The sequence below is a fragment of the Yokenella regensburgei genome (genome assembly GCF_003634235.1).
GTDB classification, from domain to species: Bacteria; Pseudomonadota; Gammaproteobacteria; order Enterobacterales; family Enterobacteriaceae; genus Yokenella; species Yokenella regensburgei.
The window spans coordinates 2,129,211-2,153,215 of sequence record NZ_RBIZ01000003.1 but is presented as its reverse complement, the minus strand read 5'-3'; the positions used below and the strand labels follow the sequence as shown (position 1 = coordinate 2,153,215).

The 24,005-nt window shown below is 56.4% G+C and carries 21 protein-coding genes; 12 read left to right on the top strand and 9 right to left on the bottom strand.

All coding sequences use genetic code 11. The features are described from left to right. Window positions 1–265 precede the first annotated feature (265 nt). The 6 genes from kdpE to kdpF are packed head-to-tail and all read right to left on the bottom strand — an operon-like array spanning window position 266 to window position 8,049. Window positions 266–943, bottom strand: coding sequence for a two-component system response regulator KdpE (kdpE, locus tag C7387_RS10530; protein ID WP_006819053.1), 678 nt, complete (start codon window positions 941–943; stop codon window positions 266–268). Continuing rightward, window positions 940–3,624, bottom strand: coding sequence for a two-component system sensor histidine kinase KdpD (gene kdpD / locus C7387_RS10525; protein ID WP_006819054.1), 2,685 nt, complete (start codon window positions 3,622–3,624; stop codon window positions 940–942). Before kdpD ends, kdpE begins: the two co-directional genes overlap by 4 nt. A 1-nt stretch (window position 3,625) precedes the next feature. Then, window positions 3,626–4,201 (bottom strand): potassium-transporting ATPase subunit KdpC, encoded by a 576-nt coding sequence (gene kdpC / locus C7387_RS10520; protein ID WP_120816632.1) that lies wholly within the window; start codon window positions 4,199–4,201, stop codon window positions 3,626–3,628. Between the two features lie 10 nt (window positions 4,202–4,211). Further along, entirely contained in the window at window positions 4,212–6,260 is a 2,049-nt protein-coding gene (gene kdpB, locus C7387_RS10515; protein WP_038254801.1) for a potassium-transporting ATPase subunit KdpB, read from the bottom strand. 20 nt (window positions 6,261–6,280) lie between these two features. After that, entirely contained in the window at window positions 6,281–7,960 is a 1,680-nt protein-coding gene (gene kdpA / locus C7387_RS10510; RefSeq protein ID WP_006819057.1) for a potassium-transporting ATPase subunit KdpA, read from the bottom strand. Next, on the bottom strand, window positions 7,960–8,049 hold the full coding sequence (gene kdpF / locus C7387_RS10505) for a K(+)-transporting ATPase subunit F (RefSeq protein WP_081874643.1): 90 nt from the start codon (window positions 8,047–8,049) through the stop codon (window positions 7,960–7,962). Before kdpF ends, kdpA begins: the two co-directional genes overlap by 1 nt. A 299-nt stretch (window positions 8,050–8,348) precedes the next feature. Between kdpF and C7387_RS10500 the strand changes: the two genes are divergently transcribed. Together C7387_RS10500 and phrB are read left to right on the top strand one after the other, a co-directional pair. Beyond that, entirely contained in the window at window positions 8,349–8,555 is a 207-nt protein-coding gene (locus C7387_RS10500) for a DUF2517 family protein (protein ID WP_038254803.1), read from the top strand. A gap of 157 nt (window positions 8,556–8,712) precedes the next feature. Continuing rightward, on the top strand, window positions 8,713–10,137 hold the full coding sequence (gene phrB / locus C7387_RS10495) for a deoxyribodipyrimidine photo-lyase (RefSeq protein ID WP_120816631.1): 1,425 nt from the start codon (window positions 8,713–8,715) through the stop codon (window positions 10,135–10,137). Here the strand turns inward: phrB and dtpD are convergent. Beyond that, the gene (gene dtpD / locus C7387_RS10490) at window positions 10,134–11,615 is read right to left on the bottom strand and encodes a dipeptide permease DtpD (RefSeq protein WP_006819061.1); all 1,482 of its coding nucleotides are present in this window, start codon (window positions 11,613–11,615) and stop codon (window positions 10,134–10,136) included. The genes phrB and dtpD overlap by 4 nt on opposite strands. Window positions 11,616–11,842: 227 nt before the next feature. Between dtpD and C7387_RS10485 the strand changes: the two genes are divergently transcribed. The 5 genes from C7387_RS10485 to nei are packed head-to-tail and all read left to right on the top strand — an operon-like array spanning window position 11,843 to window position 15,718. Then, entirely contained in the window at window positions 11,843–12,586 is a 744-nt protein-coding gene (locus tag C7387_RS10485; RefSeq protein WP_006819062.1) for a type 2 GTP cyclohydrolase I, read from the top strand. Between the two features lie 12 nt (window positions 12,587–12,598). Next, complete coding sequence (gene pxpB, locus C7387_RS10480; protein WP_006819063.1) at window positions 12,599–13,255, top strand: 5-oxoprolinase subunit PxpB; 657 nt, start codon at window positions 12,599–12,601, stop codon at window positions 13,253–13,255. Continuing rightward, window positions 13,249–14,181 carry a 5-oxoprolinase subunit PxpC gene (gene pxpC, locus C7387_RS10475; protein ID WP_120816630.1) on the top strand — a complete coding sequence of 311 codons (933 nt, stop codon included), beginning with the start codon at window positions 13,249–13,251 and terminating at the stop codon, window positions 14,179–14,181. The genes pxpB and pxpC overlap by 7 nt, the downstream gene beginning before the upstream one ends. After that, window positions 14,168–14,905, top strand: a complete 738-nt coding sequence (gene pxpA, locus C7387_RS10470; RefSeq protein ID WP_120816629.1) for a 5-oxoprolinase subunit PxpA — start codon at window positions 14,168–14,170, stop codon at window positions 14,903–14,905. The genes pxpC and pxpA overlap by 14 nt, the downstream gene beginning before the upstream one ends. A gap of 21 nt (window positions 14,906–14,926) precedes the next feature. Next, window positions 14,927–15,718: an endonuclease VIII gene (gene nei, locus C7387_RS10465; RefSeq protein WP_120816628.1), complete on the top strand. Its 792-nt coding sequence runs from the start codon at window positions 14,927–14,929 to the stop codon at window positions 15,716–15,718. Window positions 15,719–15,763: 45 nt separating this feature from the next. On the opposite strand, the gene C7387_RS10460 is transcribed toward nei, so the two are convergent. Further along, window positions 15,764–17,050, bottom strand: coding sequence for a citrate synthase (locus tag C7387_RS10460; RefSeq protein WP_006819067.1), 1,287 nt, complete (start codon window positions 17,048–17,050; stop codon window positions 15,764–15,766). A 201-nt stretch (window positions 17,051–17,251) separates the two neighbouring features. Beyond that, window positions 17,252–17,359 carry a hypothetical protein gene (locus C7387_RS23375; protein ID WP_420378122.1) on the bottom strand — a complete coding sequence of 36 codons (108 nt, stop codon included), beginning with the start codon at window positions 17,357–17,359 and terminating at the stop codon, window positions 17,252–17,254. Window positions 17,360–17,682: 323 nt separating this feature from the next. Here C7387_RS23375 and sdhC point away from each other — a divergent pair, with 323 nt between their 5' ends. From sdhC to sucA, 5 genes are all read left to right on the top strand, one after another. Further along, complete coding sequence (gene sdhC / locus C7387_RS10455; protein WP_006819068.1) at window positions 17,683–18,087, top strand: succinate dehydrogenase cytochrome b556 subunit; 405 nt, start codon at window positions 17,683–17,685, stop codon at window positions 18,085–18,087. Beyond that, on the top strand, window positions 18,081–18,428 hold the full coding sequence (gene sdhD / locus C7387_RS10450) for a succinate dehydrogenase membrane anchor subunit (RefSeq protein WP_006819069.1): 348 nt from the start codon (window positions 18,081–18,083) through the stop codon (window positions 18,426–18,428). Before sdhC ends, sdhD begins: the two co-directional genes overlap by 7 nt. Further along, complete coding sequence (sdhA, locus tag C7387_RS10445) at window positions 18,428–20,194, top strand: succinate dehydrogenase flavoprotein subunit (RefSeq protein ID WP_006819070.1); 1,767 nt, start codon at window positions 18,428–18,430, stop codon at window positions 20,192–20,194. The genes sdhD and sdhA overlap by 1 nt, the downstream gene beginning before the upstream one ends. Window positions 20,195–20,209: 15 nt before the next feature. Next, window positions 20,210–20,926 carry a succinate dehydrogenase iron-sulfur subunit SdhB gene (gene sdhB, locus C7387_RS10440; RefSeq protein WP_006819071.1) on the top strand — a complete coding sequence of 239 codons (717 nt, stop codon included), beginning with the start codon at window positions 20,210–20,212 and terminating at the stop codon, window positions 20,924–20,926. A 271-nt stretch (window positions 20,927–21,197) separates the two neighbouring features. Further along, window positions 21,198–24,005, top strand: a complete 2,808-nt coding sequence (gene sucA, locus C7387_RS10435; protein ID WP_006819072.1) for a 2-oxoglutarate dehydrogenase E1 component — start codon at window positions 21,198–21,200, stop codon at window positions 24,003–24,005.

Genomic DNA, 24,005 nt, shown 5'->3' with positions numbered 1-24,005 from the left:
TGATTAACTGAAGGTATGGCTATTTTATCCAGGAAAGCGCTACGTTCTGTGAAGGTGATCAATAAATATCGATCATTTCAGAAATAATTAGTCGATTCTTATGCATATCGGTGAGCAATTTGCTTTATTGTAATGCAGTTGTGAATACATTGTTTAGTTTGATGGTGAAAATAGATCGATGCTGCGCAGAATAATAATTACTGGCGCAGCGTTTATTATTAAATAAATAAGGTGGGGCGGTTTTGAATTATTAATGAATAGCTATTCAAAACATAAAGCGATAACCGATACCGGTTTCAGTGAGTAAATGCTGGGGGCGCGCTGGATCAATTTCCAGTTTTTGCCGCAGGTGACCCATATAAATACGCAAATAATGGCTATGTTCAATCGCATTCGGTCCCCATACCTGGTTTAACAGGTGGCGCTGCGTGAGGACTTTCCCAGGGTTATTAAGTAATACGGCCAGCAGGCGAAACTCAATGGGCGTCAGGTGAATTTCCTCTTCACCACGGGTAATGCGGTGTGAGGCAAGGTCCACCTCGATACTGGAAAACTGGATAACCGGCTCGTCCTGCGGTTTACCCGCATGACGGCGCAGCGCAACGCGCAGACGTGCCTGCAGCTCGCCAATGCCGAAAGGTTTGCTGAGATAGTCGTCGGCACCGGCGTCCAGCGCGGCGATTTTATCCGTCTCCTCTATCCGGGCAGAAAGCACAATCACCGGGATCTGGCTCCACTGTCGCAGGTCGCGAATAAAATCAATGCCGTCACCGTCAGGCAGGCCCAGATCGAGGATAACCAGATCGGGCTTGCGCGTAGCCGCTTCAATCAGGCCACGCTGTAGCGTATCGGCTTCAAATACGCGCATGCTTTCGGCTTCCAGCGCGGTGCGCAGAAAACGACGGATGGCTTGTTCATCTTCAACAATGAGTACGTTAATCACAGGTCCTCATGAAAGTCTTCCAACTGCGGAGGGGTTTCCAGTGGAAGTGTAACACGAAAACAGGCGCCGCCTTCGGGACGGTTCCACGCTGAAATGGTGCCACCGTGAACATCAACAATTGCTTCGCAAATTGCGAGTCCGAGCCCAACGCCCGGGATAGCAGATTCTTTCGTCCCACGGGCAAATTTATCGAAGATAGCCTGCTCTTGTCCGGGCGGGATCCCGGGGCCATTGTCCCAGACGTCCAGCTGCAGGTGTTCGCCCACGGTTTCCGCCTTAATGCCAATCTGTGCGCGATATCCGGCATATTTGGCGGCGTTCTCCAGCAGATTGATCAGCACCCGTTCAAACAGCGGGCCGTCGACGTGCACCAGCATCAGCGGGTCCGGAAGGGAGAGGGCGATGTGCCGTCCGCCGAGGGTAGGTTCAAGCGTTTTGAGTGCGCTGCCTACCACTTCTTCCAGCGTCAGCCACTCTTTACGCAGGTTGAAACCGCCGGACTGGATCCGCGCCATATCGAGCAGATTGTTCACCAGGCGGGTGGTATTCAGTACGTGCTGGCGAATTTCGTTAGCCTGTGGCGCATGTTTCGAGCCTTCGCTTGCCAGATCGAGCGTCAGGATTTCTGCCTGGCCGAACAGCACGGTGAGCGGGGTACGCAGGTCATGCGATAGCGCCGCCAGCAGCGAGTTACGAATGCTCTCACGTTCGCTGGCAAGCCGCGATTGCTCTTCGCTTTCGGTCAGCGACAGACGCTCCAGCGCGCTTGCTACCAGCAGGGTGAAGGTTTCCAGCAGTCGCTGCTGCTCGGGGATCATCAGCTGCCGCAGATTGCTCGGTTCTACCACTACCAGCCCGTGCGTACGGTCGGCGCTTCTGAGCGGGAGGATCTGGTACGGCACGCCGGGAAGGGTATCGGTGCCCGCACCCGCAGGCTGGCCTTTATCAAAGCTCCAGCGGGCGATAGCGTCGTCCCACGGTGTCATTCCTTGCTGCTGGGTGAGCGGCATCAGCTTACCGGCGTCGTTTGGCAGCAGCACCTGGCTGCGGGCATCAAAGGTTGAATGAATAAATTGCTCGCTGGTGGTGGCGATATCTTTGGCGCTACGCCCGACGGCGAGCGCTTTCGACATTTCGTACAGATGGCGGGTGCGCTGCTCCCGGTAGCGGGCGATCCTCGCCTGGTAACGCACCCCGGCCGTCAGGTTACCGATGACCAGACCGACGGTCAGCATAACGCCGAAGGTCAACACATACTGCACGTCGGATACCGCCAGCGTACCGCGAGGGGCAATAAAGAACAGATCAAAGCTAATCACGTTAATCACGGTCGCCAGCACCGACGGCCAGCGACCATAAAACAGCGCGATGACCACCACGCCCAGCAGGTAGATCATCACCAGGTTGGCGGCATCAAAGGCGTACATCCACTGCATCGCTACCATGGTAATAGCGGCACAGAGCGCCACGGCAACGGCGCAGCCGCGGAGCTGAACGCGCCATTTTTCCATCCACGGGCGGGTATCGTTAGTACGCGGCGCCGGCACCGGCTTTTCATCCAGCGCGACGATCATTACATCCAGGTCGGGGGCGTGCGCGGATAAACGGTCGGCAAAGGTGCGGGAGTGGAACCACTGGCGTTTGTTGTAGCGGCCGATGACGATTTTGCCAAGGTTATGCTCACGGGCGTAGCGCAGTACCGCGAGTTCTTCAGAAGGATCGGAGAGCGTCGACGTTTCGGCTCCAAGCTCCTGCGCGAGTCGCAGAGCGCTGAGAATGGCGCGCCGTTGATGTTCCGGCAGGCGGTGCAGGGCAGGGGTTTCTACATACACGGCGTGCCAGACGCTGCCGAGCTTGGCGGCCAGTCGGGCAGCGGTACGCACCAGCTTTTCGCTGCCGGTGTTATGGCCGATGCACAGCAAAATGGCATCGCGGGTGTGCCAGACTTTTTCCTGTCCCTGGCGGTCGCGCCAGGCGCGCATCTGGTCATCAACCCGGTCGGCGGTACGGCGCAGCGCCAGCTCACGCAGGGCAATCAGGTTGCCTTTACGGAAGAAGTTCTCGATAGCTCGCTCGGCCTGGCCACCGATATAGACTTTACCTTCGTTCAGGCGTTGGCGGAGATCGTCCGGCGGTAAGTCCACCAGCACCACTTCGTCGGCGGCATCAAAGAAAGGGTCGGGGACGGTTTCACGTACCTGAATGCCGGTCACGCCGCTCACCACGTCGTTAAGGCTTTCGAGATGCTGCACGTTGACGGTAGTAAAGACGTCGATGCCTGCTTCCAGCAGCTCTTCTACGTCCTGCCAGCGCTTCGGATGGCGTGATCCCTGAGCATTGCTGTGCGCCAGTTCGTCCATCAGAATTAACGCCGGACGCCGCGCAAGCGCGGCATCGAGATCGAATTCGAGAACGTAGCGTCCCCGGTGAGAGATGCGCTTCAACGGCTGTGTGGCAAGCCCTGTCAGCATGGCCGCCGTCTCTTTGCGACCATGGGTCTCCACCACCCCAATCAGGATATCAAGCCCCTGCGCCCGTAGCCGCTGCGCTTCCGCCAGCATGGCGTAGGTTTTCCCCACGCCCGCGCAGGCGCCGAAGAATACCTTCAGCTTCCCGCGATGCAGCGAGGCGGTCTGTTCCAGCAGTCGGTCCGGGTCCGGGCGCAGCGGCTCGTCGGTCATATTACTTATCCTTCAGGGCATCCAGTGCCATATTCAACTCATTTATATTTACCACAGGTTGGCCGATAAAGCTGACCAGCGGTTTTTCGGTTTGACGATTCACCAGCTGCGTGACCGCTTCCACCGACAGGTTTCGGGCCTTTGCCACACGAGGAACCTGCCAGAGCACGGCCTGTGGCGTCAGGTTATTATCAAGGCCGCTTGCCGAGGCGGTGACCAGCTCAACCGGGATCTGGGCCGGGGCGTCCGGGTTAGCAGCGCGCAGCGCCTTCACACGGTCGCCGATGGCTTTATCCTGCGCCGGGTTGCTGACCGCAAGGTTGCTCCCGCCGGAGGCCATCGGGTTATCGGCCACGTCTGAGGTGGCAGAAGGGCGGCCCTGGAAGTAACCCGGAGAAGTGAAAAGCTGGCCAATCAGGCGAGAGCCGCGCACTTCATCCTGCTGCTGAATCAGCGAACCGTTGGCCTGATCCTGAAACCACCACTGGCCAAGCGCCGTGGTGAGCAGAGGATACAGACCACCGGTCACCAGCGTCAGGAAAATCATTAATACAAAAGCCGGACGAATAAGAGTCATCATTTCTTCCTCACACCAGACCCAGAACGGTTAACACCAGGTCGATAATCTTGATGCCAATAAACGGCACCAGCAGGCCACCCAGGCCATAGATCCACAGGTTACGGCGCAGCATTGCCGACGCGCTCAGCGGCTTGTAGCTCACCCCTTTCAACGCCAGCGGGATCAGGAACACAATAATCAGGGCGTTAAAAATCACCGCGCTTAAAATCGCCGATGCCGGAGAGTGCAGATGCATGACGTTCAGCGCGCCAAGCTGTGGATAGGTCGCCGCGAACGCCGCCGGAATGATGGCGAAATACTTAGCCACGTCGTTGGCGATACTGAAGGTGGTTAGCGATCCACGGGTCATCAGCATTTGCTTACCGATGTGTACGACTTCGATGAGCTTGGTCGGGTTAGAATCAAGGTCAACCATGTTGCCTGCTTCTTTTGCCGCCTGAGTGCCGGAGTTCATCGCCACCGCCACGTCAGCCTGCGCCAGGGCAGGGGCATCGTTGGTGCCGTCGCCGGTCATCGCGACCAGACGACCCTCAGCCTGATACTGACGGATCAGCGCCAGCTTCGCTTCCGGCGTTGCTTCAGCGAGGAAGTCATCCACGCCGGCTTCGGCGGCAATCGCGGCGGCGGTAAGACGGTTATCACCGGTGATCATCACCGTTTTGATGCCCATTTTGCGCATCTGGGCGAAACGCTCTTTGATCCCGCCTTTCACGATATCCTTCAGTGCGATAACGCCCAGCACCTGTGCACCTTCGACCACCACCAGCGGAGTGGCACCCTGACGGGCGACGCTCTCCACCAGATTGTCGACATCCGCCGGGAAGTGACCGTTGTTGGCTTCCACATGACGACGAATGGCATCGACGGAACCTTTACGGATCTGGCGGTTATCGATATTGATGCCGCTCATGCGCGTCTGGGCGGTAAACGGTACGAAAGTGGCGTGCAGCGACTGCACGTCCCGCTCGCGCAGATTGAAACGTTGTTTGGCGAGGATCACAATGCTGCGGCCTTCCGGGGTCTCATCCGCCAGCGAAGAGAGTTGTGCAGCGTCGGCCAGGGTTTTCTCATCCACACCTTTGGCTGGCAGGAAGTCGGAGGCCTGACGGTTACCCAGCGTGATGGTGCCGGTTTTATCCAGCAGCAGTACGTCGACATCGCCTGCGGCCTCAACGGCACGGCCGCTGGTGGCAATCACGTTGGCGCCGAGCATGCGGCTCATCCCGGCAACACCGATGGCCGACAGCAGGCCGCCGATGGTGGTGGGGATCAGGCATACCAGCAGCGCGACCAGCACGGTGACGCTGACCGCGGCACCGCCCCAGCTGGAGAACGGCCAGATGGTGGCGGTTGCCAGCAGGAACACGATGGTCAGTGCGATCAGCAGAATGGTCAGGGCGATTTCGTTTGGCGTTTTGCGACGCTGCGCGCCTTCCACCATGGCGATCATCCGGTCAAGGAAGGTTTCGCCCGGGTTTACGCTGCACTGGATGACCAGCCAGTCGGAAAGGATACGCGTCCCGCCGGTGACCGAGGCGAAGTCGCCGCCGGATTCACGGATAACCGGAGCCGATTCCCCGGTAATGGCGCTCTCATCAACCGAGGCGCCGCCCTCAATGACTTCACCGTCGCAGGGGATGATATCGCCTGCTTCGACCAGCACGATATCGCCTTTACGCAGATCCTCCGCCGGGATGTGATCCATCTGGGCGTCATGATGTGGTGCGCGAAGTTTGCGGGCGAAAGAGGTTTTCTTCACCCCTTTCAGGCTGTTGGCCTGCGCTTTACTACGACCTTCCGCCATCGCTTCCGCGAAGTTGGCGAACAGCACGGTGAACCACAGCCACACGCTGACCGCAGCGGTGAAACCCGCGCTGCCGCTGATGTGACCGGTGGCCATGGCAATCGCCAGCACGGTAGTCAGAACGCTGCCGAGCCAGACGAGGAACATGACCGGGTTGCGCCATTGGGTGGCGGGACTCAGCTTCTTAACGGCATCGAGTATGGCCTGACGGACCAGGGAAGGTTCAAACAGGGCCAGTTGTTTGCGACTCATAGAATAAGGCTCCACATCGCTTAAAGTAATGACAGATGTTCCGCCACCGGGCCCAGTGCCAGTGCGGGGATAAAGGTCAGTGCGCCAACCAGCAGAATGGTGCCGATAAGCAGGCCGATAAACAGCGGGCCGTGGGTCGGCAGCGTCCCGATACTGGCGGGCTGCGATTTCTTCGTCACCAGAGAACCCGCAATTGCCATTACCGGAACAATCACCGCGAAGCGGCCAAAGAACATGCAGAAGGCCAGCAGGCAGTTCCAGAACGGCGTATTGGCGCTAAGTCCGGCGAAGGCGCTACCGTTATTGTTGGCCGCAGAAGATACCGCATACAGCACTTCGCTGAAGCCGTGGGTGCCCGGATTGAGCATCGCACTACGACCTGCGTCGGTCATCATCGCCAGCGCAGTGCCAAGCAGTACCAGCGTTGGTGTCACCAGAATGGCCAGCGCGGTCATTTTCATCTCGCGGACATCGATTTTCTTGCCGAGGTATTCCGGGGTACGGCCAATCATCAGCCCGGCGATAAACACCGCCAGCAGAACGAACAGCAGCATGCCGTACAGGCCCGCGCCGACGCCGCCGAAGACGACTTCACCTATCTGCATCAGCCACATTGGTACCATGCCGCCGAGGGCAGTGAAGGAGTCATGCATGGCGTTGACCGCACCGCAGGATGCCGCTGTGGTCACCACCGCAAACAGACTGCTGGCGAGAATACCAAAGCGACTCTCTTTGCCTTCCATGTTGATATTGCTGTCGGCACCGAGCGCCATCAGGTGCGGGTTACCCTGAGTTTCCGCCCACATCACCACAGCCGCAGCCACGATGAAGATAAGCGTCATCGTCCACAGCAGCGTACGCCCCTGACGGCGGTCGCCTACCGCCTCGCCAAAGGCAAAGCACAGCGCGGCCGGGATCAGGAAAATTGACAGCATCTGGACGAAGTTAGTCAGCGCTGTAGGGTTTTCAAACGGGTGTGAGGAGTTGGCGTTAAAGAAACCACCGCCGTTGGTACCCAGCATTTTGATCGCTTCCTGAGACGCCACTGGCCCCATAGGCAGGAGCTGTTTTGCGCCTTCAAGCGAGGTAAAAGCCTGGTACGGATGGAAGTTCTGCAGCACGCCTTGCTGAATGAAGAACAGGGCGATCACCAGAGAGATTGGCAGCAGCACCCACAGGGTGATACGGGTTAAATCCACCCAGGCGTTGCCGAGGGTTTTCACACTATGGCGGGAGAAAGCGCGTATCAGCGCGAAAACAACCGCAATCCCGGTTGCCGCCGACAGGAAGTTCTGCACGGTCAGACCGGCCATCTGGCTCAGGTAGCTCATGGTGGTTTCGCCACCGTAAGACTGCCAGTTGGTGTTGGCGACAAAGCTGACCGCCGTGTTCAGCGCCAGGTCCCAGGAGAGCCCCGGATAGTTTTGCGGATTCAGCGGCAGAATACCCTGCAGCATCAGCATAGCGAACAGTATGACCAGGCCGAACAGGTTCAGCAGCAACAGAGCCATCAGGTACTGGCACCAGCCCATTTCATCCGTGCGGATCCCCAGTACTCGCCATAATCCGCGCTCAATACCTGCCACGCCCGGGAGCGGTGAATCGCCAATCATTCTCGCCAGTACAGTGCCAAGCGGGCGCGCCAGGACAAACAGCACCAGCAAGAAACCGGCGATCAGTAAAAATCCTTGTGCGGCCATCAGAATGCCTCCGCATTAATCAGGGCATAAATGAGATACGCCAGTATCAGGAACACCAGCACCACGCCAGCAATTACACCTGCAGTCACAATCCACCTCCGGATGTATGAGTTATTGAAATGAGGATAGAAATTTCGGTGCAAAGATTTCGCAAAAATCGCGATGGCGGGTGTAAAAAAAGTATAAAAATGGCAAAAGGCACAATTTAACTGTTGGTTAGTATTAATTTAACTTTTCTGTAACTCAGTTACGCGATATTCATAAACTAATCGTAAATGTTCTAAAAAAAGTGGTCGGATGAGTAGTAAAATTACAAGCAAACGGGTATTATTTTAGCCAGATGATTATTGCTGGTGATGATTACCGGCTACTAAATGGGGAGAGAATTATGGATCTGTATAAAGACTATCCGGCACACATCGTTTTTCTGCGTCGCGCTTTCGCCGTCGTAGCGGGGGTTGTCGCACTGCCGGTGATGCTGTTCTGGAAAGATCGCGCACGTTTTTACAGCTACCTGCACCGCGTCTGGTCTAAAACCAGCGAAAAACCGGTGTGGATGGAGCAGGCTGAAAAAGCCGTCTGCGACTTCTACTAAAATTTCAGGCGCAAAGCCTGCACACAGCATAAAAAACCGCCTGATAATGGGCGGTTTTTTTGTGCCTGCTCCCTCACAATGGTTACACTTAGGGCAAAACCGTGGGTCCTGACCGAGGGCTTCGGTGACGTTTTACTATCGCCCTGAAAGGAGCAGTATGACCACGCATCTGGTCTGGTTTCGTAACGATCTACGCATCCACGATAATCTGGCGCTCGCCGCGGCCTGCCGCCATCCCAACGCCACCGTGCTGGCACTCTATATTGCTACCCCCGGGCAATGGCACCAGCATCAGATGGCGCCACGGCAAGCCGCGTTTATCCAGGGCCATCTCAATAGCCTGCAACAGGCGCTTGGCGAGCGGGGGATCCCGCTGCTGGTGAAAACGGTTGATGATTTTGCCGCGAGCATCACAGTACTGCGTGAGGCGTGCGAAACGCATCGGGTGGATGCGCTTTTCTACAACTATCAGTATGAAATCAACGAGCGCCAGCGTGATGCCGCCGTTGAAAAAACGCTGAGCAACGTAATGTGCCAGGGGTTTGACGACAGCGTCATGCTGGCTCCCGGTAGTATCATGACCGGTAACCACGAAATGTATAAAGTGTTTACCCCATTTAAAAATGCGTACCTGCGGCGGCTGCGGGAAGGGCTGCCGGAGTGCGTACGTGCACCCGACGTTCGCCCTGGCGGTGCGCTTCGTGAGGCGCTGACTGCGGTCGAACTCAACTACCCACAGCAGGATTTTGATCACACGTTATTCGCCGCAGATGAAAAAAACGCACTGAACCAATTGCGTCAGTTCTGCCAGCAGCGAGTGGTAAATTACGATACTGACCGTGACTTCCCGGCCATTGAGGGAACCAGCAGGCTGTCGGCTTGCCTGGCCATCGGGGCGTTATCGCCACGCCAGTGCCTGCACCGGTTGCTGAAGGAGCACCCGCAGGCGCTGGAAGGTGAAAACGGGGCCGTGTGGCTGAGCGAACTTATCTGGCGTGAATTCTATCGTCACCTGATGACTTACCATCCGAAACTCTGCCGTCATCGTCCGTTTATTACCTGGACCGACAACGTACAGTGGCAGAGTAACCCGGTAATGCTCCGTGCCTGGCAGCAGGGGGAAACCGGGTTTCCTGTTGTGGATGCCGCCATGCAGCAGCTCAATCATACCGGCTGGATGCATAACCGCCTGCGCATGATTGTCGCCAGTTTCCTCGTTAAAGACCTGCTCATTGACTGGCGGGAAGGAGAGCGCTATTTCATGTCGCAGCTTATCGACGGCGATCTCGCTGCGAACAACGGCGGCTGGCAGTGGGCGGCATCAACCGGGACAGACGCTGCGCCCTATTTTCGCATTTTTAACCCCACGACTCAGGGGGAGCGTTTTGATAAGAAAGGCGAGTTTATTCGCCATTGGCTGCCTGCGCTTGCAGAGGTGCCGGATAGCGATATTCATGAGCCGTGGGGGTGGGCGGATAAAGTGGGGGTTAAGCTCGATTATCCGCGTCCGATTGTCAGCCATAAAGAGGCGCGGTTGAAGACGCTGGCGGCCTATGAGGCCGCCAGGAAAGGAGAGGCTTAAGACTGCAGCGCCAGCGGGCGGAACTTCACTTTCAGTGCCTGATACAGCCAGATAGCCAGCACCATTACCACACAGGCGAGGGCGCCCCAGGTTATCTGGCTGAATACGTTGATATAGGCATCAATCGAGTAGTTGATCGCCCCGGAGGCATCAAAAGCGCTCTGAGAGGTTTGATCGGCGATAACGCCGGCCAGATAGTTCGCAATAGCGCCAGAAAGCAACATATAAATCCCGGTTAACACGCCGGTGACGCCGGGGATCTCAATACGGGTTATCTGCGCCATCGCCACCGGATCGATAAACAATTCAGCGAAGCCCATGACGGCCATGCCGAGGATCATCAGCGGCATGGAGGAGTGGCCGTAAATGGCCGACCAGCGGGCGCTCAGCGTCAAAATACAAAAACCAGCGCTCATCAGGCCGAGTCCGAGGGCATATTTCCCCCAGATGCGCAGGGTGCGGTTGCCGGTCACGCTCTCTTTGATGAGCCACGCGAGGACAAAGCCGCACAGCATCACCGCAAAACCGTTCACCGACTGGAACATGGCGGTTGGTACTTCATAGCCAAGGATCTGACGGTTGACGAAGCGGTCGATATACAGGCTGATGGAACTACCGCCCTGCTGAGCGAAAGCCCAGAACAGCAGGCTGAAGAAGGTCAGTACCACGATAAGCCCCAGCTCTTTACGCTGTTTGCGCGTTTCTGCCCGCAGATAAATTTTCCCCAGTACCGCCAGCCCGATAAGCGTTGCGACGATCAGCGCATACACCGACCACTCTTTCCAGAACAGGACCGCGATAAGTAACGGAGAGACCACCAGCAGTCCCAGCAGCCAGCTCCAGTTTGGCAGTACGAAGGTTCTGGCATGCAGGGCAGCTTTATTCACCCCAGTCGTATGCTGAAAATGGCGATGGCCACAGAGGAAGATCACCAGCCCGGCGAGCATCCCGATAGCGGCCAGCGCAAAGCCCATTGCCCAGCTGTACTCTTCCTGCACAAAACCACAGGCAATCGGGGCGACGATGGAGCCAATATTCCCGGCGGCGTAAAGCAGGGAGAAACCACCGTCACGGCGCGGATCGGCCGGATCGTACAGTTCGCCCAGCAGACAGCTGACGTTGGATTTAAACAGGCCATAACCGCAGACGATTATCGACAGCGACAGATATAGCCAGACGGGAGATATTTCACTGGCGCCCAGCACCAGATGACCCACCACCATCAATAGCGCGCCTATCATCACCGCCATCCGGTTGCCGAGCACCTTATCGGCAAGCCAGCCGCCCAGAATAGGCGTGACGTACACCAGTGAACAGTAAGCGCTGAACAGCGCGTAGGCGTGGTTGTCGTCGTACTTGAGCTGGTTGGTGAGATACAGGATCAGCAGCGCGCGCATGCCGTAAAAACTGAAGTATTCCCATATCTGTAGCGCCACTACGTAATAGATAGCGCGGGGCTGTGACGGTGAAGTTTTCATTTCCTTGCAATCCCGGTGTCGCGCGAAAGGTCATCCTTCCGCATTTTGTTGTTTTTTTAATCTTATCGTGAGGTCTTAAGCAACACATCATTGATAATATGCTGCCTGAGTGAATAAATATACATTATTGCACCAGGGTGGGGTAATCATTTTGCGGCGTTTTTGCTGATGGGGAAGGGAGGATACGCTATGTTATTCTCTGTACCTGCCGCCAAAGAGGAGTAGTCATGAAAAATAGCGAACTGGAACAACTGATTAATGAAAAACTCAACAGCGGGGCGTTCAGCGATTACGCACCCAACGGCCTGCAGGTCGAGGGGCGCGAGACGGTACAAAAAATTGTCACCGGCGTGACGGCAAGCCAGGCGCTTATCGACGAAGCGGTGCGCCAACAGGCCGATGCGGTAATTGTTCACCACGGCTACTTCTGGAAAGGGGAGTCTCCGGTCATTCGTGGCATGAAGCGCCGCCGCCTGAAAGCGCTGCTGGAAAACGACATAAACCTCTACGGCTGGCACCTGCCGCTGGATGCGCATCCTGAGCTTGGCAATAACGTCCAGCTGGCGGCGCTACTCGGCATTAATGTGAAAGGTGAAATCGAACCACTGGTGCCGTGGGGGGAGCTGTCGATGCCGGTTTCCGGCGTGGAGCTGGCTTCCTGGCTTGAAGCGCGTCTGGGGCGCAAACCGCTGTGGTGTGGTGATACTGGCCCGGACCGTGTTTCACGCGTTGCCTGGTGCACCGGTGGTGGACAAAGTTTCATCGACAGCGCCGCCAGCTTCGGCGTCGATGCTTTCATTACCGGCGAAGTTTCTGAACAAACGATTCATTCGGCGCGTGAGCAAGGTTTGCATTTTTATGCGGCGGGACATCACGCGACCGAGCGGGGCGGCATTCGCGCGCTCAGCGAATGGTTGAATGAAACGACCGACCTCGATGTCACCTTTGTTGATATTCCAAACCCAGCCTGACGGAGAAGAAAAGTGCAGCGAGCGCGTTGTTATCTTCTGGGAGAAACGGCGGTAGTGCTGGAGCTGGAACCGCCGGTCACCCTTGCCACGCAAAAACGGATCTGGCGACTGACGCAGCGGCTGGCGACCGTCCCCGAAGTGCTGGAAGCCATCCCCGGCATGAATAACATTACCGTTGTTCTGCGCAACCCGCAGAACCTGGCGCTGGATGTAATAGAGCAGCTGCAGCGCTGGTGGGAGGAGAGCGACGCGCTGGAGCCGGAGTCCCGGCTTATCGAGATCCCGGTGACCTATGGCGGCAGCGGTGGGCCAGATCTCGCCCATGTGGCGCGCCATGCTGAGCTTAGCGAAAAGCAGGTAGTGGAGCTGCATGCTGCTCAGGATTACGTGGTGTGGTTTATCGGTTTTCAGCCTGGATTTGCCTATCTTGGCGGCATGGCTGAGGCGCTGGCGACTCCCCGGCGTGCGGAGCCACGATTGCTGGTTCCGGCAGGAACGGTGGGGATAGGCGGGGCGCAAACCGGGATTTACCCGCTGGCAACGCCGGGAGGCTGGCAGTTGATTGGTCACACGCCGTTGACGCTGTTTGACGCGCAGCGGGCAGAACCGGCGCTGCTGCGACCGGGCGACAGCGTGCGCTTTGTGCCGCAGAAGGAGGGCGTATGCTGAAGATACTCCGTGCCGGAATGTATACCACCGTGCAGGATACCGGACGCTTTAGTTTGCGTCAGTCAGGAGTCAGCCACTGCGGCGCGCTGGATACCCTTTCATTAGTCACTGCCAATTTGCTGGTAGGGAATCACCCGGATGATGCGGGTCTGGAAATGACCCTGGGCCAGGTGACGGTGGAATTTACCCGGGATGGCTGGTTTGCCCTGACTGGCGCAGGTTGCGAATCCACCCTTGACGGCGAACCGGTCTGGAGCGGCTGGCGTCACTTCGCCCGTGCCGGTCAGCAACTGGTGCTCAAGCGCCCGCTTTACGGCATTCGCAGTTATCTGGCCGTTGCCGGAGGGATTGATGTTCCGAGAGTGTTAGGGTCGCGCAGCACCGATCTGAAAGTCGGGATCGGTGGCATGGAAGGGCGTAGACTGGTAGACGGAGACGTGCTTGGTCTGGGGCAGGCAAGAAGAGATTTCCGCAGGCCGAAAGGGGTCAGGCAGCTGCCAACCAGTAACTGGCTGCGAGCTCTGCCGGGACCTGAGTATCAGGAATTCGATACAGCCTCTCAGGACGCGTTCTGGCGCTCGCCGTGGCAGCTCAGCCCGCAGAGTAACCGTATGGGTTACCGCCTGAGCGGACAGCCGCTGGTGCGTGAGGCTTCGCGGGAAATGCTGTCGCACGGTCTGCTGCCTGGTGTCGTGCAGGTGCCGCACAACGGCCAGCCGATTGTGCTGATGAACGATGCGCAGACTACCGGAGGATACCCACGCATTGCCTGCGTTATTACTGCCGATCTCTACCAGCTGGCGCAAATTCCGCTCGGGCAGCCCATCCATTTTGTGGCCTGTTCGCTGGAAGAGGCGTTGAAAGCGCGCAGCGACCGGCAACGTTACCTCGAACAACTGGCATGGCGACTTGATGAAGACGATTGATTTAAACGCCGATCTTGGCGAAGGGGCGGCCAGTGATGCGCAACTGCTGCAGCTGGTCTCCTCTGCCAATATCGCCTGTGGTTTTCATGCCGGTGATGCCGACACCATGCGCTTTTGTGTGCGTGAGGCGCTGAAAAACGACGTGGCTATCGGGGCACACCCGAGCTTCCCGGATAGGGAAAACTTTGGTCGTACAGAAATGCATCTGTCGCCGGAAACGGTGTACGCACAAACGCTGTACCAGATTGGCGCCCTGGCGGCGATTGCCCGTGCGGAAGGCGGTATCATGCGCCATGTGAAACCCCACGGCATGCTGTACAACCAGGCGGCGAAAACTCCGCGACTTGCTGACGCCATTGCCCGTGCGGTGCATGATTTCGATCCTTCTCTGCGGCTGGTAGGGCTTGCGGGGAGTGAACTGATTGTTGCCGGGCAGCGTTATGGCCTCGCGACATACGAAGAAGTGTTTGCCGACCGTGGCTATCAGGCGGACGGCAGCCTGGTCCCCCGCGCACAGCCGGGGGCATTGATTGATGATAGTGATAAGGCACTCACACAAACGCTGGAGATGGTGCAGCACGGTCGTGTGCTGAGCATCACCGGTAGCTGGGCGCCTGTGCACGCGCAAACCGTTTGCCTGCATGGCGACGGCGAGCATGCCCTGGCGTTTGCCCGTCGTTTGCGGGTGGCATTTGCTGAGAATGGTATTACCGTTGCTGCATGAGGCAGCACTAAGGATGTAACAATGCCTGAAGGCCCGGAGATCCGTCGCGCGGCGGATAGCCTGGAGGCGGCTATCCAGGGCGAACCATTGACTGATGTCTGGTTTGCTTTTCCGCAGTTAAAATCGTTCGAATCACAGCTTATCGGCAAGCGTATTACCCGGCTCGAAACCCGGGGGAAAGCGCTGCTGACCCATTTTTCTAACCAACTCACGCTCTACAGCCACAACCAGCTCTATGGCGTCTGGCGAATAGTGGATGCCGGAGACACGCCACAGACCACGCGGGTTCTGCGCGTTCGGTTACAAACCGCCAACAAAGCGATTTTGCTCTACAGCGCTTCCGATATTGAGATGTTGACCCCGGAGCAGCTGGCGGTGCATCCGTTCCTGCTGCGCGTCGGGCCTGATGTTCTCGATATGAGCCTGACGGTGGAGCAGGTGAAAGCGCGCCTGCTGTCGCCGAAGTTTCGCCATCGTCAGTTTGGTGGTCTGCTGCTGGACCAGGCGTTCCTGGCAGGGCTCGGCAACTACCTGCGGGTTGAGATCCTCTGGCAGGCAGAGCTCACGCCACAGCACAAGGCGTCGCAGCTCAGCGAAGGAAGGCTCGATGTGCTGGCTCATGCGATGCTGGATATCCCACGTCTTTCATATCAGACGCGTGGCAAAGTCGATGACAATAAACATCATGGGGCATTATTCCGCTTCAGGGTGTTTCATCGGGATGGAGAACGCTGTGAGCGCTGCGGGGGGGTTATTGAGAAAACGATAGTGTCATCCCGGCCCTTTTACTGGTGCCCGGAGTGCCAGAAATAATTAACCCCTCCCTAAGGGGAGGGGTTAGCCGTCAGATCTTGCGGATTAACGCTTCTTCAGATCGGATTTGAACTCACGCTTGTCGTAGCCGGTGTACAGCTGACGCGGACGAGCAATCTTCATGCCTTCGGTATGCATTTCGTTCCAGTGTGCAATCCAGCCCACGGTACGCGCCATCGCGAAGATAACGGTGAACATGGAAGACGGAATGCCCATGGCTTTCAGAATGATACCGGAGTAGAAATCGACGTTCGGGTACAGTTTCTTCTCGATGAAGTACGGGTCGTTCAGCGCGATGTGTTCCAGCTCCATCGCCACTTCCAGCAGATCATCTTTGGTACCCAGCTCTTTCAGCACTTCGTGGCAGGTTTCACGCATTACGGTGGCGCGCGGGTCGTAGTTTTTGTACACGCGGTGGCCAAAGCCCATCAGACGGAAAGAGTCGTTCTTGTCTTTCGCGCGACGGACGAATTCCGGAATGTGCTCAACGGAGCTGATTTCTTCCAGCATCTTCAGTGCTGCTTCGTTGGCGCCGCCGTGAGCCGGTCCCCACAGGGAGGCAATACCGGCCGCGATGCAGGCGAACGGGTTAGCACCAGAAGAACCGGCGGTACGCACGGTTGAGGTGGAAGCGTTCTGTTCGTGATCGGCGTGCAGGATCAGGATGCGGTCCATTGCACGTTCCAGAACCGGGTTCACCACATACTCTTCGCACGGCGTAGAGAACATCATGTTCAGGAAGTTACCCGCGTAGGAGAGATCGTTGCGCGGATAAACAAACGGCTGACCGATGGAATACTTGTAGCACATCGCCGCCATGGTTGGCATTTTAGACAGCAGACGGAATGCGGCAATCTCGCGGTGACGCGGGTTATTCACATCCAGAGAGTCGTGGTAGAACGCCGCCAGCGCGCCGGTAATACCGCACATCACCGCCATCGGGTGAGAGTCACGACGGAACGCATGGAACAGACGGGTGATCTGCTCATGGATCATGGTGTGACGAGTGACGGTGGTTTTGAATTCTTCGTACTGGGCCTGAGTCGGTTTCTCACCGTTCAGCAGGATGTAGCACACTTCGAGATAGTTAGACTCGGTAGCTAACTGGTCGATAGGAAAACCGCGATGCAGCAGGATGCCTTCGTCACCATCGATAAAGGTGATCTTGGATTCGCAGGATGCGGTAGAGGTGAAACCCGGGTCGAAAGTGAACATCCCTTTGGAACCGAGGGTACGGATATCAATAACATCTTCGCCGAGTGTGCCCTTTAGCACATCCAGTTCGATAGCAGCGTCACCATTTAGAGTGAGCTTTGCCTTTGTATCAGCCATTACAGTCTCCTTAGCGCCTTATTGCTTAAGACCGCCGGGGCCGGATTCGCTTTCAGACTGTATGTCGACCTTACCGATTCTTTTTCGGCTCGCAGCTCTGCGTCAGAGGGTAACCAGGGTACAGAGCAATGGGCGCTTAGTGGTAATGAATCTCTATACAGCGAAACAGCAGCAAATCAGGGTCTTAGCAGTCCGTATTATTCAAACCTGTCTATCACTAATAACTGTCCTGATTACTGAGGTCAATACCGACACGCTGTTACATAACTTATTTTCAGGTGCGAGTATGTCCCCATAACTTTTACGCATTATATGACTTTTCTAGTGATGGTTGTAACAATAATGTTTAATATTTGTCAAATCAGCTGAGTAAAATTTAAAATAATGTTGTTATCGTGATATCGATCACTGTTCCGCATAAAACCCGACAAACTATATGTAGGTTAATTGTAATGATTTTGTGAACGTCCTATACTGCCGCCAGGTCTCCGGAACACCCTGCTAATCCCGAGCCACCCAGCGTTGTTTTGTGTCGTACTTACGCCTTAAGAGACGTTTTTACATGACGCTAAGTTATAGAAAGGACGCTGCTTGACCCGCACGCAGACCGGAGGAAGGATAATAAGAACAGCATGTGGGCGTTATTCATGATAAGAAACGTGAAAAAACAAAGACCTGTCAATCTGGATCTCGCAACGATCCGGTTCCCAATAACGGCGATAGCGTCCATTCTCCATCGCGTCTCCGGTGTGATCACTTTTGTGGCCGTCGGTATTCTGCTGTGGTTGCTGGGCACCAGCCTCTCTTCCCCTGAAGGTTTCCTCGTCGCCAGCTCAATCATGAGCAGCTTCTTCGTTAAGTTCATCATGTGGGGCATTCTCACTGCACTGGCCTACCACGTCGTTGTCGGCGTTCGCCATCTGCTGATGGACTTCGGTTACCTGGAAGAGACGTTAGAATCTGGGATCCGCTCTGCCAAAATTTCTTTTGTTATTACTGTCGTGCTTTCACTTCTCGCAGGAGTCCTCGTATGGTAAGCAACGCCTCAGCACTAGGACGCAACGGCGTACATGACTTCATCCTGGTCCGTGCTACCGCAATCGTCTTGACCCTCTACATCATCTACATGATTGGGTTCTTTGCGACCAGCGGCACGCTTACCTGGGAAGTCTGGACGGGTTTCTTCTCTTCCGCTTTCACCAAAGTCTTCACCCTGCTGGCTCTCTTTTCCATCTTGATTCATGCCTGGATCGGCATGTGGCAGGTGTTGACCGACTACGTTAAACCACTGGCTGTTCGTCTGGTTCTGCAACTGGCTATCGTTGTAGCGCTGGTGGTTTACGTCATTTATGGATTTGTTGTGGTGTGGGGTGTGTAATGAAACTGCCAGTCAGAGAATTTGATGCTGTTGTGATTGGAGCCGGTGGCGCGGGTATGCGTGCCGCGCTGCAAATCTCCCAAAGCGGCCAGACCTGTGCGCTGCTTTCCAAAGTTTTCCCTACCCGTTCCCATACCGTATCCGCGCAGGGTGGCATCACCGTAGCGCTCGGTAATACCCATGAAGATAACTGGGAATGGCACATGTATGACACCGTGAAGGGGTCAGACTACATTGGCGATCAGGATGCCATCGAATATATGTGTAAAACTGGTCCGGAAGCGATTCTGGAGCTGGATCACATGGGTCTGCCGTTCTCGCGCCTCGAAGATGGCACTATCTATCAGCGTCCGTTTGGCGGCCAGTCGAAAAACTTCGGCGGCGAGCAGGCGGCACGTACTGCGGCAGCGGCTGACCGTACCGGCCACGCCCTGTTGCACACGCTGTATCAGCAGAACCTGAAAAACCACACCACTATTTTCTCTGAGTGGTATGCGCTGGATCTGGTGAAAAACGCCGATGGCGCCGTGGTGGGTTGTACCGCGCTGTGTATTGAAACCGGCGAAGTGGTGTACTTCAAAGCCCGTGCGACCGTGCTGGCAACCGGCGGTGCCGGTCGTATCTACCAGTCGACTACCAACGCCCACATCAACACCGGTGACGGTGTCGGTATGGCTATCCGCGCTGGCGTGCCGGTGCAGGATATGGAAATGTGGCAGTTCCACCCAACCGGTATTGCCGGTGCGGGCGTTCTGGTCACAGAAGGCTGCCGTGGTGAAGGTGGCTACCTGCTGAACAAACACGGCGAGCGCTTCATGGAGCGTTATGCCCCGAATGCGAAAGACCTGGCGGGTCGTGACGTGGTGGCGCGTTCCATCATGATCGAAATCCGTGAAGGTCGTGGTTGCGATGGTCCGTGGGGCCCGCATGCCAAACTGAAACTCGACCATCTGGGCAAAGAAGTGCTGGAATCCCGTCTGCCGGGCATTCTCGAACTGTCTCGCACCTTTGCGCACGTCGACCCGGTGAAAGAGCCAATTCCGGTTATCCCGACCTGCCACTACATGATGGGCGGTATTCCGACCAAAGTAACCGGCCAGGCGCTGACCGTGAACGAGCAGGGCGAAGACGTGGTTATCCCGGGCCTGTTCGCCGTCGGCGAAATTGCCTGTGTATCGGTACATGGTGCCAACCGTCTGGGTGGTAACTCTCTGCTTGACCTGGTGGTGTTTGGTCGTGCGGTGGGTCTGCATCTGCAGGAATCGATTGCCGAGCAGGGCGACCTGCTGGACGCAACCGAAGCTGAAATCGATGCTTCTCTCGAGCGTCTGAACCGCTGGAACGGCAATCGTGACGGCGAAGATCCGGTAGAAATCCGTAAAGCACTGCAGGAGTGTATGCAGCACAACTTCTCGGTATTCCGTGAAGGTGATGCGATGGCGAAAGGGCTTGAGCAGCTGAAAGCGATTCGCGAACGCCTGAAAAATGCGCGTCTTGATGACACTTCCAGTGAGTTCAACACCCAGCGCGTTGAGTGTCTGGAGCTGGATAACCTGATGGAAACGGCGTATGCCACCGCTGTTTCTGCCAACTTCCGTACCGAAAGCCGTGGCGCGCATAGCCGCTTCGACTTCCCGGATCGTGATGACGAAAACTGGCTGTGCCATTCCCTGTATCTGCCAGAGTCGGAATCCATGACGCGTCGTAGCGTCAATATGGAACCGAAACTGCGTCCGGCGTTCCCGCCGAAAATTCGTACTTACTAATGCGGAGACAGGACAATGAAACTAGAATTTTCAGTTTATCGCTATAACCCGGACGTAGACGATGCTCCGCGCATGCAGGATTACACCCTGGAAGCGGAAGAAGGGCGCGACATGATGCTGCTGGATGCGTTAATCCAGCTCAAAGAGAAAGACCCAACGCTCGCGTTCCGCCGCTCATGCCGTGAAGGCGTGTGTGGTTCTGATGGCCTGAACATGAACGGTAAAAATGGCCTGGCATGTATCACGCCGATTTCGGCGCTGAACCAGCCGGGTAAGAAAATTGTAATCCGTCCACTGCCGGGCCTGCCGGTGGTCCGCGATTTGGTGGTGGACATGGGGCAATTCTATGCTCAATATGAGAAGATTAAGCCTTACTTGTTGAATAATGGACAAAATCCACCCGCACGAGAGCATTTACAATCACCGGAGCAGCGTGAAAAACTGGACGGCCTGTATGAATGTATTCTGTGTGCGTGCTGTTCAACGTCCTGCCCGTCGTTCTGGTGGAATCCAGACAAATTTATCGGTCCGGCCGGCCTGCTCGCCGCGTATCGTTTCCTGATTGATAGCCGCGATACCGAAACCGACAGCCGACTGGAAGGACTGAGTGATGCTTTCAGCGTATTCCGCTGCCATAGCATTATGAACTGCGTCAGTGTATGTCCGAAAGGGCTGAACCCGACGCGCGCCATCGGCCATATTAAGTCGATGCTGTTGCAACGCAGTGCGTAAGTAGTTTTAACGGTGGTGGCCTGTAGGCCTGATAAGCGTAGCGCATCAGGCAAAATGCCGGATGCGACGTCAACGTCTTATCCGGCCTACAAGAGCCACCAGCATTAGAGACAGGAAACCTCTAAAAACTGCCCCATTGAATGACAGTTTTTAAAGGTTCCTTCGCGAGCCACTACATAGAGAAGAGCTCGCAGGTGAACCCCGGCACGTACACAGAGTGTGCGTGGTAGTTTCTACGGCGAAATAAGCATGAAATGCTTAAGGGATCACGATGCAGAACGGCGCAATGAAAGCCTGGCTGGACTCTTCTTACCTCTCTGGTGCGAACCAGAGCTGGATAGAACAGCTCTATGAAGACTTCTTAACCGACCCTGACTCTGTTGACGCCAACTGGCGTTCGATGTTCCAGCAACTGCCTGGCACCGGAGTTAAACCGGATCAATTCCATTCAACCACGCGTGATTATTTCCGTCGTCTGGCGAAGGATGCCTCGCGTTACTCTTCCTCGATTTCCGACCCTGACACCAATGCGAAGCAGGTTAAAGTCCTGCAGCTTATCAACGCCTGGCGTTTCCGTGGGCATCAGGCAGCGAATCTCGATCCGCTTGGCCTGTGGAAACAGGAGACCGTGGCCGATCTGGAACCTGCGTTCCACGATTTGACCGAAGCTGATCTTCAGGAAAGTTTTAACGTCGGCTCTTTTGCTATCGGCAAAGACACCATGAAGCTCGGCGATTTGATTGCTGCGCTCAAGCAAACCTACGGCGGCTCCATCGGTGCGGAATACATGCACATTACTTCTACCGAAGAAAAACGCTGGATCCAGCAGCGCATTGAATCGGTGATGGGGCAGGCGAGCTTTACCACAGACGAGAAAAAGCGCTTCCTGAGCGAACTGACCGCAGCGGAAGGCCTTGAGCGTTATCTGGGCGCGAAATTCCCGGGCGCGAAGCGTTTCTCGCTGGAAGGCGGCGATGCGCTGGTACCGATGCTCAAAGAGATGATTCGTCACGCGGGCAACAGCGGCACTCGTGAAGTGGTACTGGGGATGGCCCACCGTGGTCGTCTGAACGTGCTCATCAACGTGCTGGGTAAAAAACCGCAGGATCTGTTCGACGAATTCGCGGGTAAACATAAAGAGCACCTCGGCACCGGTGACGTGAAGTACCACATGGGCTTCTCTTCCGATTTCGAAACCGACGGTGGCCTGGTTCACCTGGCGCTGGCGTTCAACCCGTCGCATCTGGAGATCGTGAGCCCGGTGGTTATCGGCTCCGTACGTGCGCGTCTGGACAGACTCGACAACCCGACCAGCAACATGGTGCTGCCAATCACGATTCATGGTGATGCCGCGGTAACCGGTCAGGGCGTGGTTCAGGAAACCCTGAACATGTCGAAAGCGCGTGGTTATGAAGTGGGCGGTACCGTACGTATCGTCATCAATAACCAGGTGGGCTTCACCACCTCTAATCCGCTGGATGCTCGCTCTACGCCGTACTGTACCGATATCGGTAAGATGGTGATGGCGCCCATTTTCCACGTCAACGCGGATGACCCGGAAGCGGTGGCGTTTGTGACCCGCCTGGCGCTGGACTTCCGTAACACCTTTAAACGTGATGTTTTCATCGACCTGGTGTGCTACCGCCGTCACGGCCACAACGAAGCCGACGAGCCGAGCGCAACCCAGCCGCTGATGTACCAGAAAATCAAAAAGCACCCGACGCCGCGTAAGATCTATGCTGACAAGCTGGAGCAGAACAAAGTGACGACGCTTGAAGATGCGACCGAGCTGGTCAATCTTTACCGCGACGCGCTGGATGCGGGCGAGTGTGTGGTGAAAGAGTGGCGTCAGATGAACCTGCACTCCATCACCTGGTCGCCGTACCTCAACCACGAGTGGGATGAGAGCTACCCGAACAAAGTTGAAATGAAGCGTCTGCAGGAGCTGGCCAAGCGCATCAGCACGGTGCCGGAAACCATCGAAATGCAGTCTCGCGTAGAGAAGATCTACGGCGATCGTCAACTGATGGCCTCCGGCGAGAAGCTGTTCGACTGGGGTGGTGCAGAAAACCTGGCGTATGCAACGCTGGTTGATGAAGGTGTCGACGTCCGTCTGTCCGGTGAAGACTCCGGCCGTGGTACTTTCTTCCACCGTCATGCGGTTATCCATAACCAGGCCAATGGTTCTACCTACACCCCGCTGCACCACGTGCATAACGGGCAGGGCGAATTTAAAGTCTGGGACTCCGTACTGTCTGAAGAAGCGGTACTGGCGTTCGAATACGGCTACGCTACCGCTGAGCCGCGCACCCTGACTATCTGGGAAGCACAGTTTGGTGACTTCGCCAACGGTGCTCAGGTGGTTATCGACCAGTTCATCAGCTCCGGCGAGCAGAAATGGGGCCGTATGTGTGGCCTGGTGATGCTGCTGCCGCACGGCTATGAAGGCCAGGGTCCGGAGCACTCCTCCGCGCGTCTGGAACGTTATCTGCAGCTCTGCGCTGAGCAGAACATGCAGGTATGCGTACCATCGACTCCGGCGCAGGTTTACCACATGCTGCGTCGTCAGGCGCTGCGCGGTATGCGTCGTCCGCTGGTAGTCATGTCACCGAAATCGCTGCTGCGTCATCCGCTGGCGGTGTCTACCCTTGATGAACTGGCTAACGGGACCTTCGAACCGGCAATCGGCGAGATTGACGATTTGGATCCGCAGGCGGTTAAACGCGTGGTGCTGTGCTCTGGTAAGGTGTACTACGACCTGCTGGAACAGCGTCGCAAAAACGATCAGAAAGATGTTGCCATTGTGCGCATCGAACAGCTGTATCCGTTCCCGCACCAGGCGGTACAGGATGCGCTGAAACCGTATGCTCACGTACATGATTTTGTCTGGTGCCAGGAAGAGCCGCTCAACCAGGGCGCATGGTACTGCAGCCAGCATCATTTCCGTGAAGTCATCCCATTTGGATCTGCCCTGCGTTACGCAGGTCGTCCGGCCTCCGCCTCTCCGGCGGTAGGGTATATGTCCGTTCACCAGAAGCAACAACAAGATCTGGTTAATGACGCGCTGAACGTCGATTAA

Bases quoted from the DNA above. Each gene is read 5' to 3' on its own strand.
- kdpD (WP_006819054.1), bottom strand. From the start codon at position 3,624: ATGACCGACGAGCCGCTGCGCCCGGACCCGGACCGACTGCTGGAACAG.
- kdpC (WP_120816632.1), bottom strand. From the start codon at position 4,201: ATGACTCTTATTCGTCCGGCTTTTGTATTAATGATTTTCCTGACGCTG.
- kdpB (WP_038254801.1), bottom strand. From the start codon at position 6,260: ATGAGTCGCAAACAACTGGCCCTGTTTGAACCTTCCCTGGTCCGTCAG.
- kdpA (WP_006819057.1), bottom strand. From the start codon at position 7,960: ATGGCCGCACAAGGATTTTTACTGATCGCCGGTTTCTTGCTGGTGCTG.
- C7387_RS10500 (WP_038254803.1), top strand. From the start codon at position 8,349: ATGGATCTGTATAAAGACTATCCGGCACACATCGTTTTTCTGCGTCGC.
- phrB (WP_120816631.1), top strand. From the start codon at position 8,713: ATGACCACGCATCTGGTCTGGTTTCGTAACGATCTACGCATCCACGAT.
- dtpD (WP_006819061.1), bottom strand. From the start codon at position 11,615: ATGAAAACTTCACCGTCACAGCCCCGCGCTATCTATTACGTAGTGGCG.
- C7387_RS10485 (WP_006819062.1), top strand. From the start codon at position 11,843: ATGAAAAATAGCGAACTGGAACAACTGATTAATGAAAAACTCAACAGC.
- pxpC (WP_120816630.1), top strand. From the start codon at position 13,249: ATGCTGAAGATACTCCGTGCCGGAATGTATACCACCGTGCAGGATACC.
- pxpA (WP_120816629.1), top strand. From the start codon at position 14,168: ATGAAGACGATTGATTTAAACGCCGATCTTGGCGAAGGGGCGGCCAGT.
- nei (WP_120816628.1), top strand. From the start codon at position 14,927: ATGCCTGAAGGCCCGGAGATCCGTCGCGCGGCGGATAGCCTGGAGGCG.
- C7387_RS10460 (WP_006819067.1), bottom strand. From the start codon at position 17,050: ATGGCTGATACAAAGGCAAAGCTCACTCTAAATGGTGACGCTGCTATC.
- C7387_RS23375 (WP_420378122.1), bottom strand. From the start codon at position 17,359: ATGCGTAAAAGTTATGGGGACATACTCGCACCTGAAAATAAGTTATGT.
- sdhC (WP_006819068.1), top strand. From the start codon at position 17,683: ATGTGGGCGTTATTCATGATAAGAAACGTGAAAAAACAAAGACCTGTC.
- sdhD (WP_006819069.1), top strand. From the start codon at position 18,081: ATGGTAAGCAACGCCTCAGCACTAGGACGCAACGGCGTACATGACTTC.
- sdhA (WP_006819070.1), top strand. From the start codon at position 18,428: ATGAAACTGCCAGTCAGAGAATTTGATGCTGTTGTGATTGGAGCCGGT.
- sdhB (WP_006819071.1), top strand. From the start codon at position 20,210: ATGAAACTAGAATTTTCAGTTTATCGCTATAACCCGGACGTAGACGAT.
- sucA (WP_006819072.1), top strand. From the start codon at position 21,198: ATGCAGAACGGCGCAATGAAAGCCTGGCTGGACTCTTCTTACCTCTCT.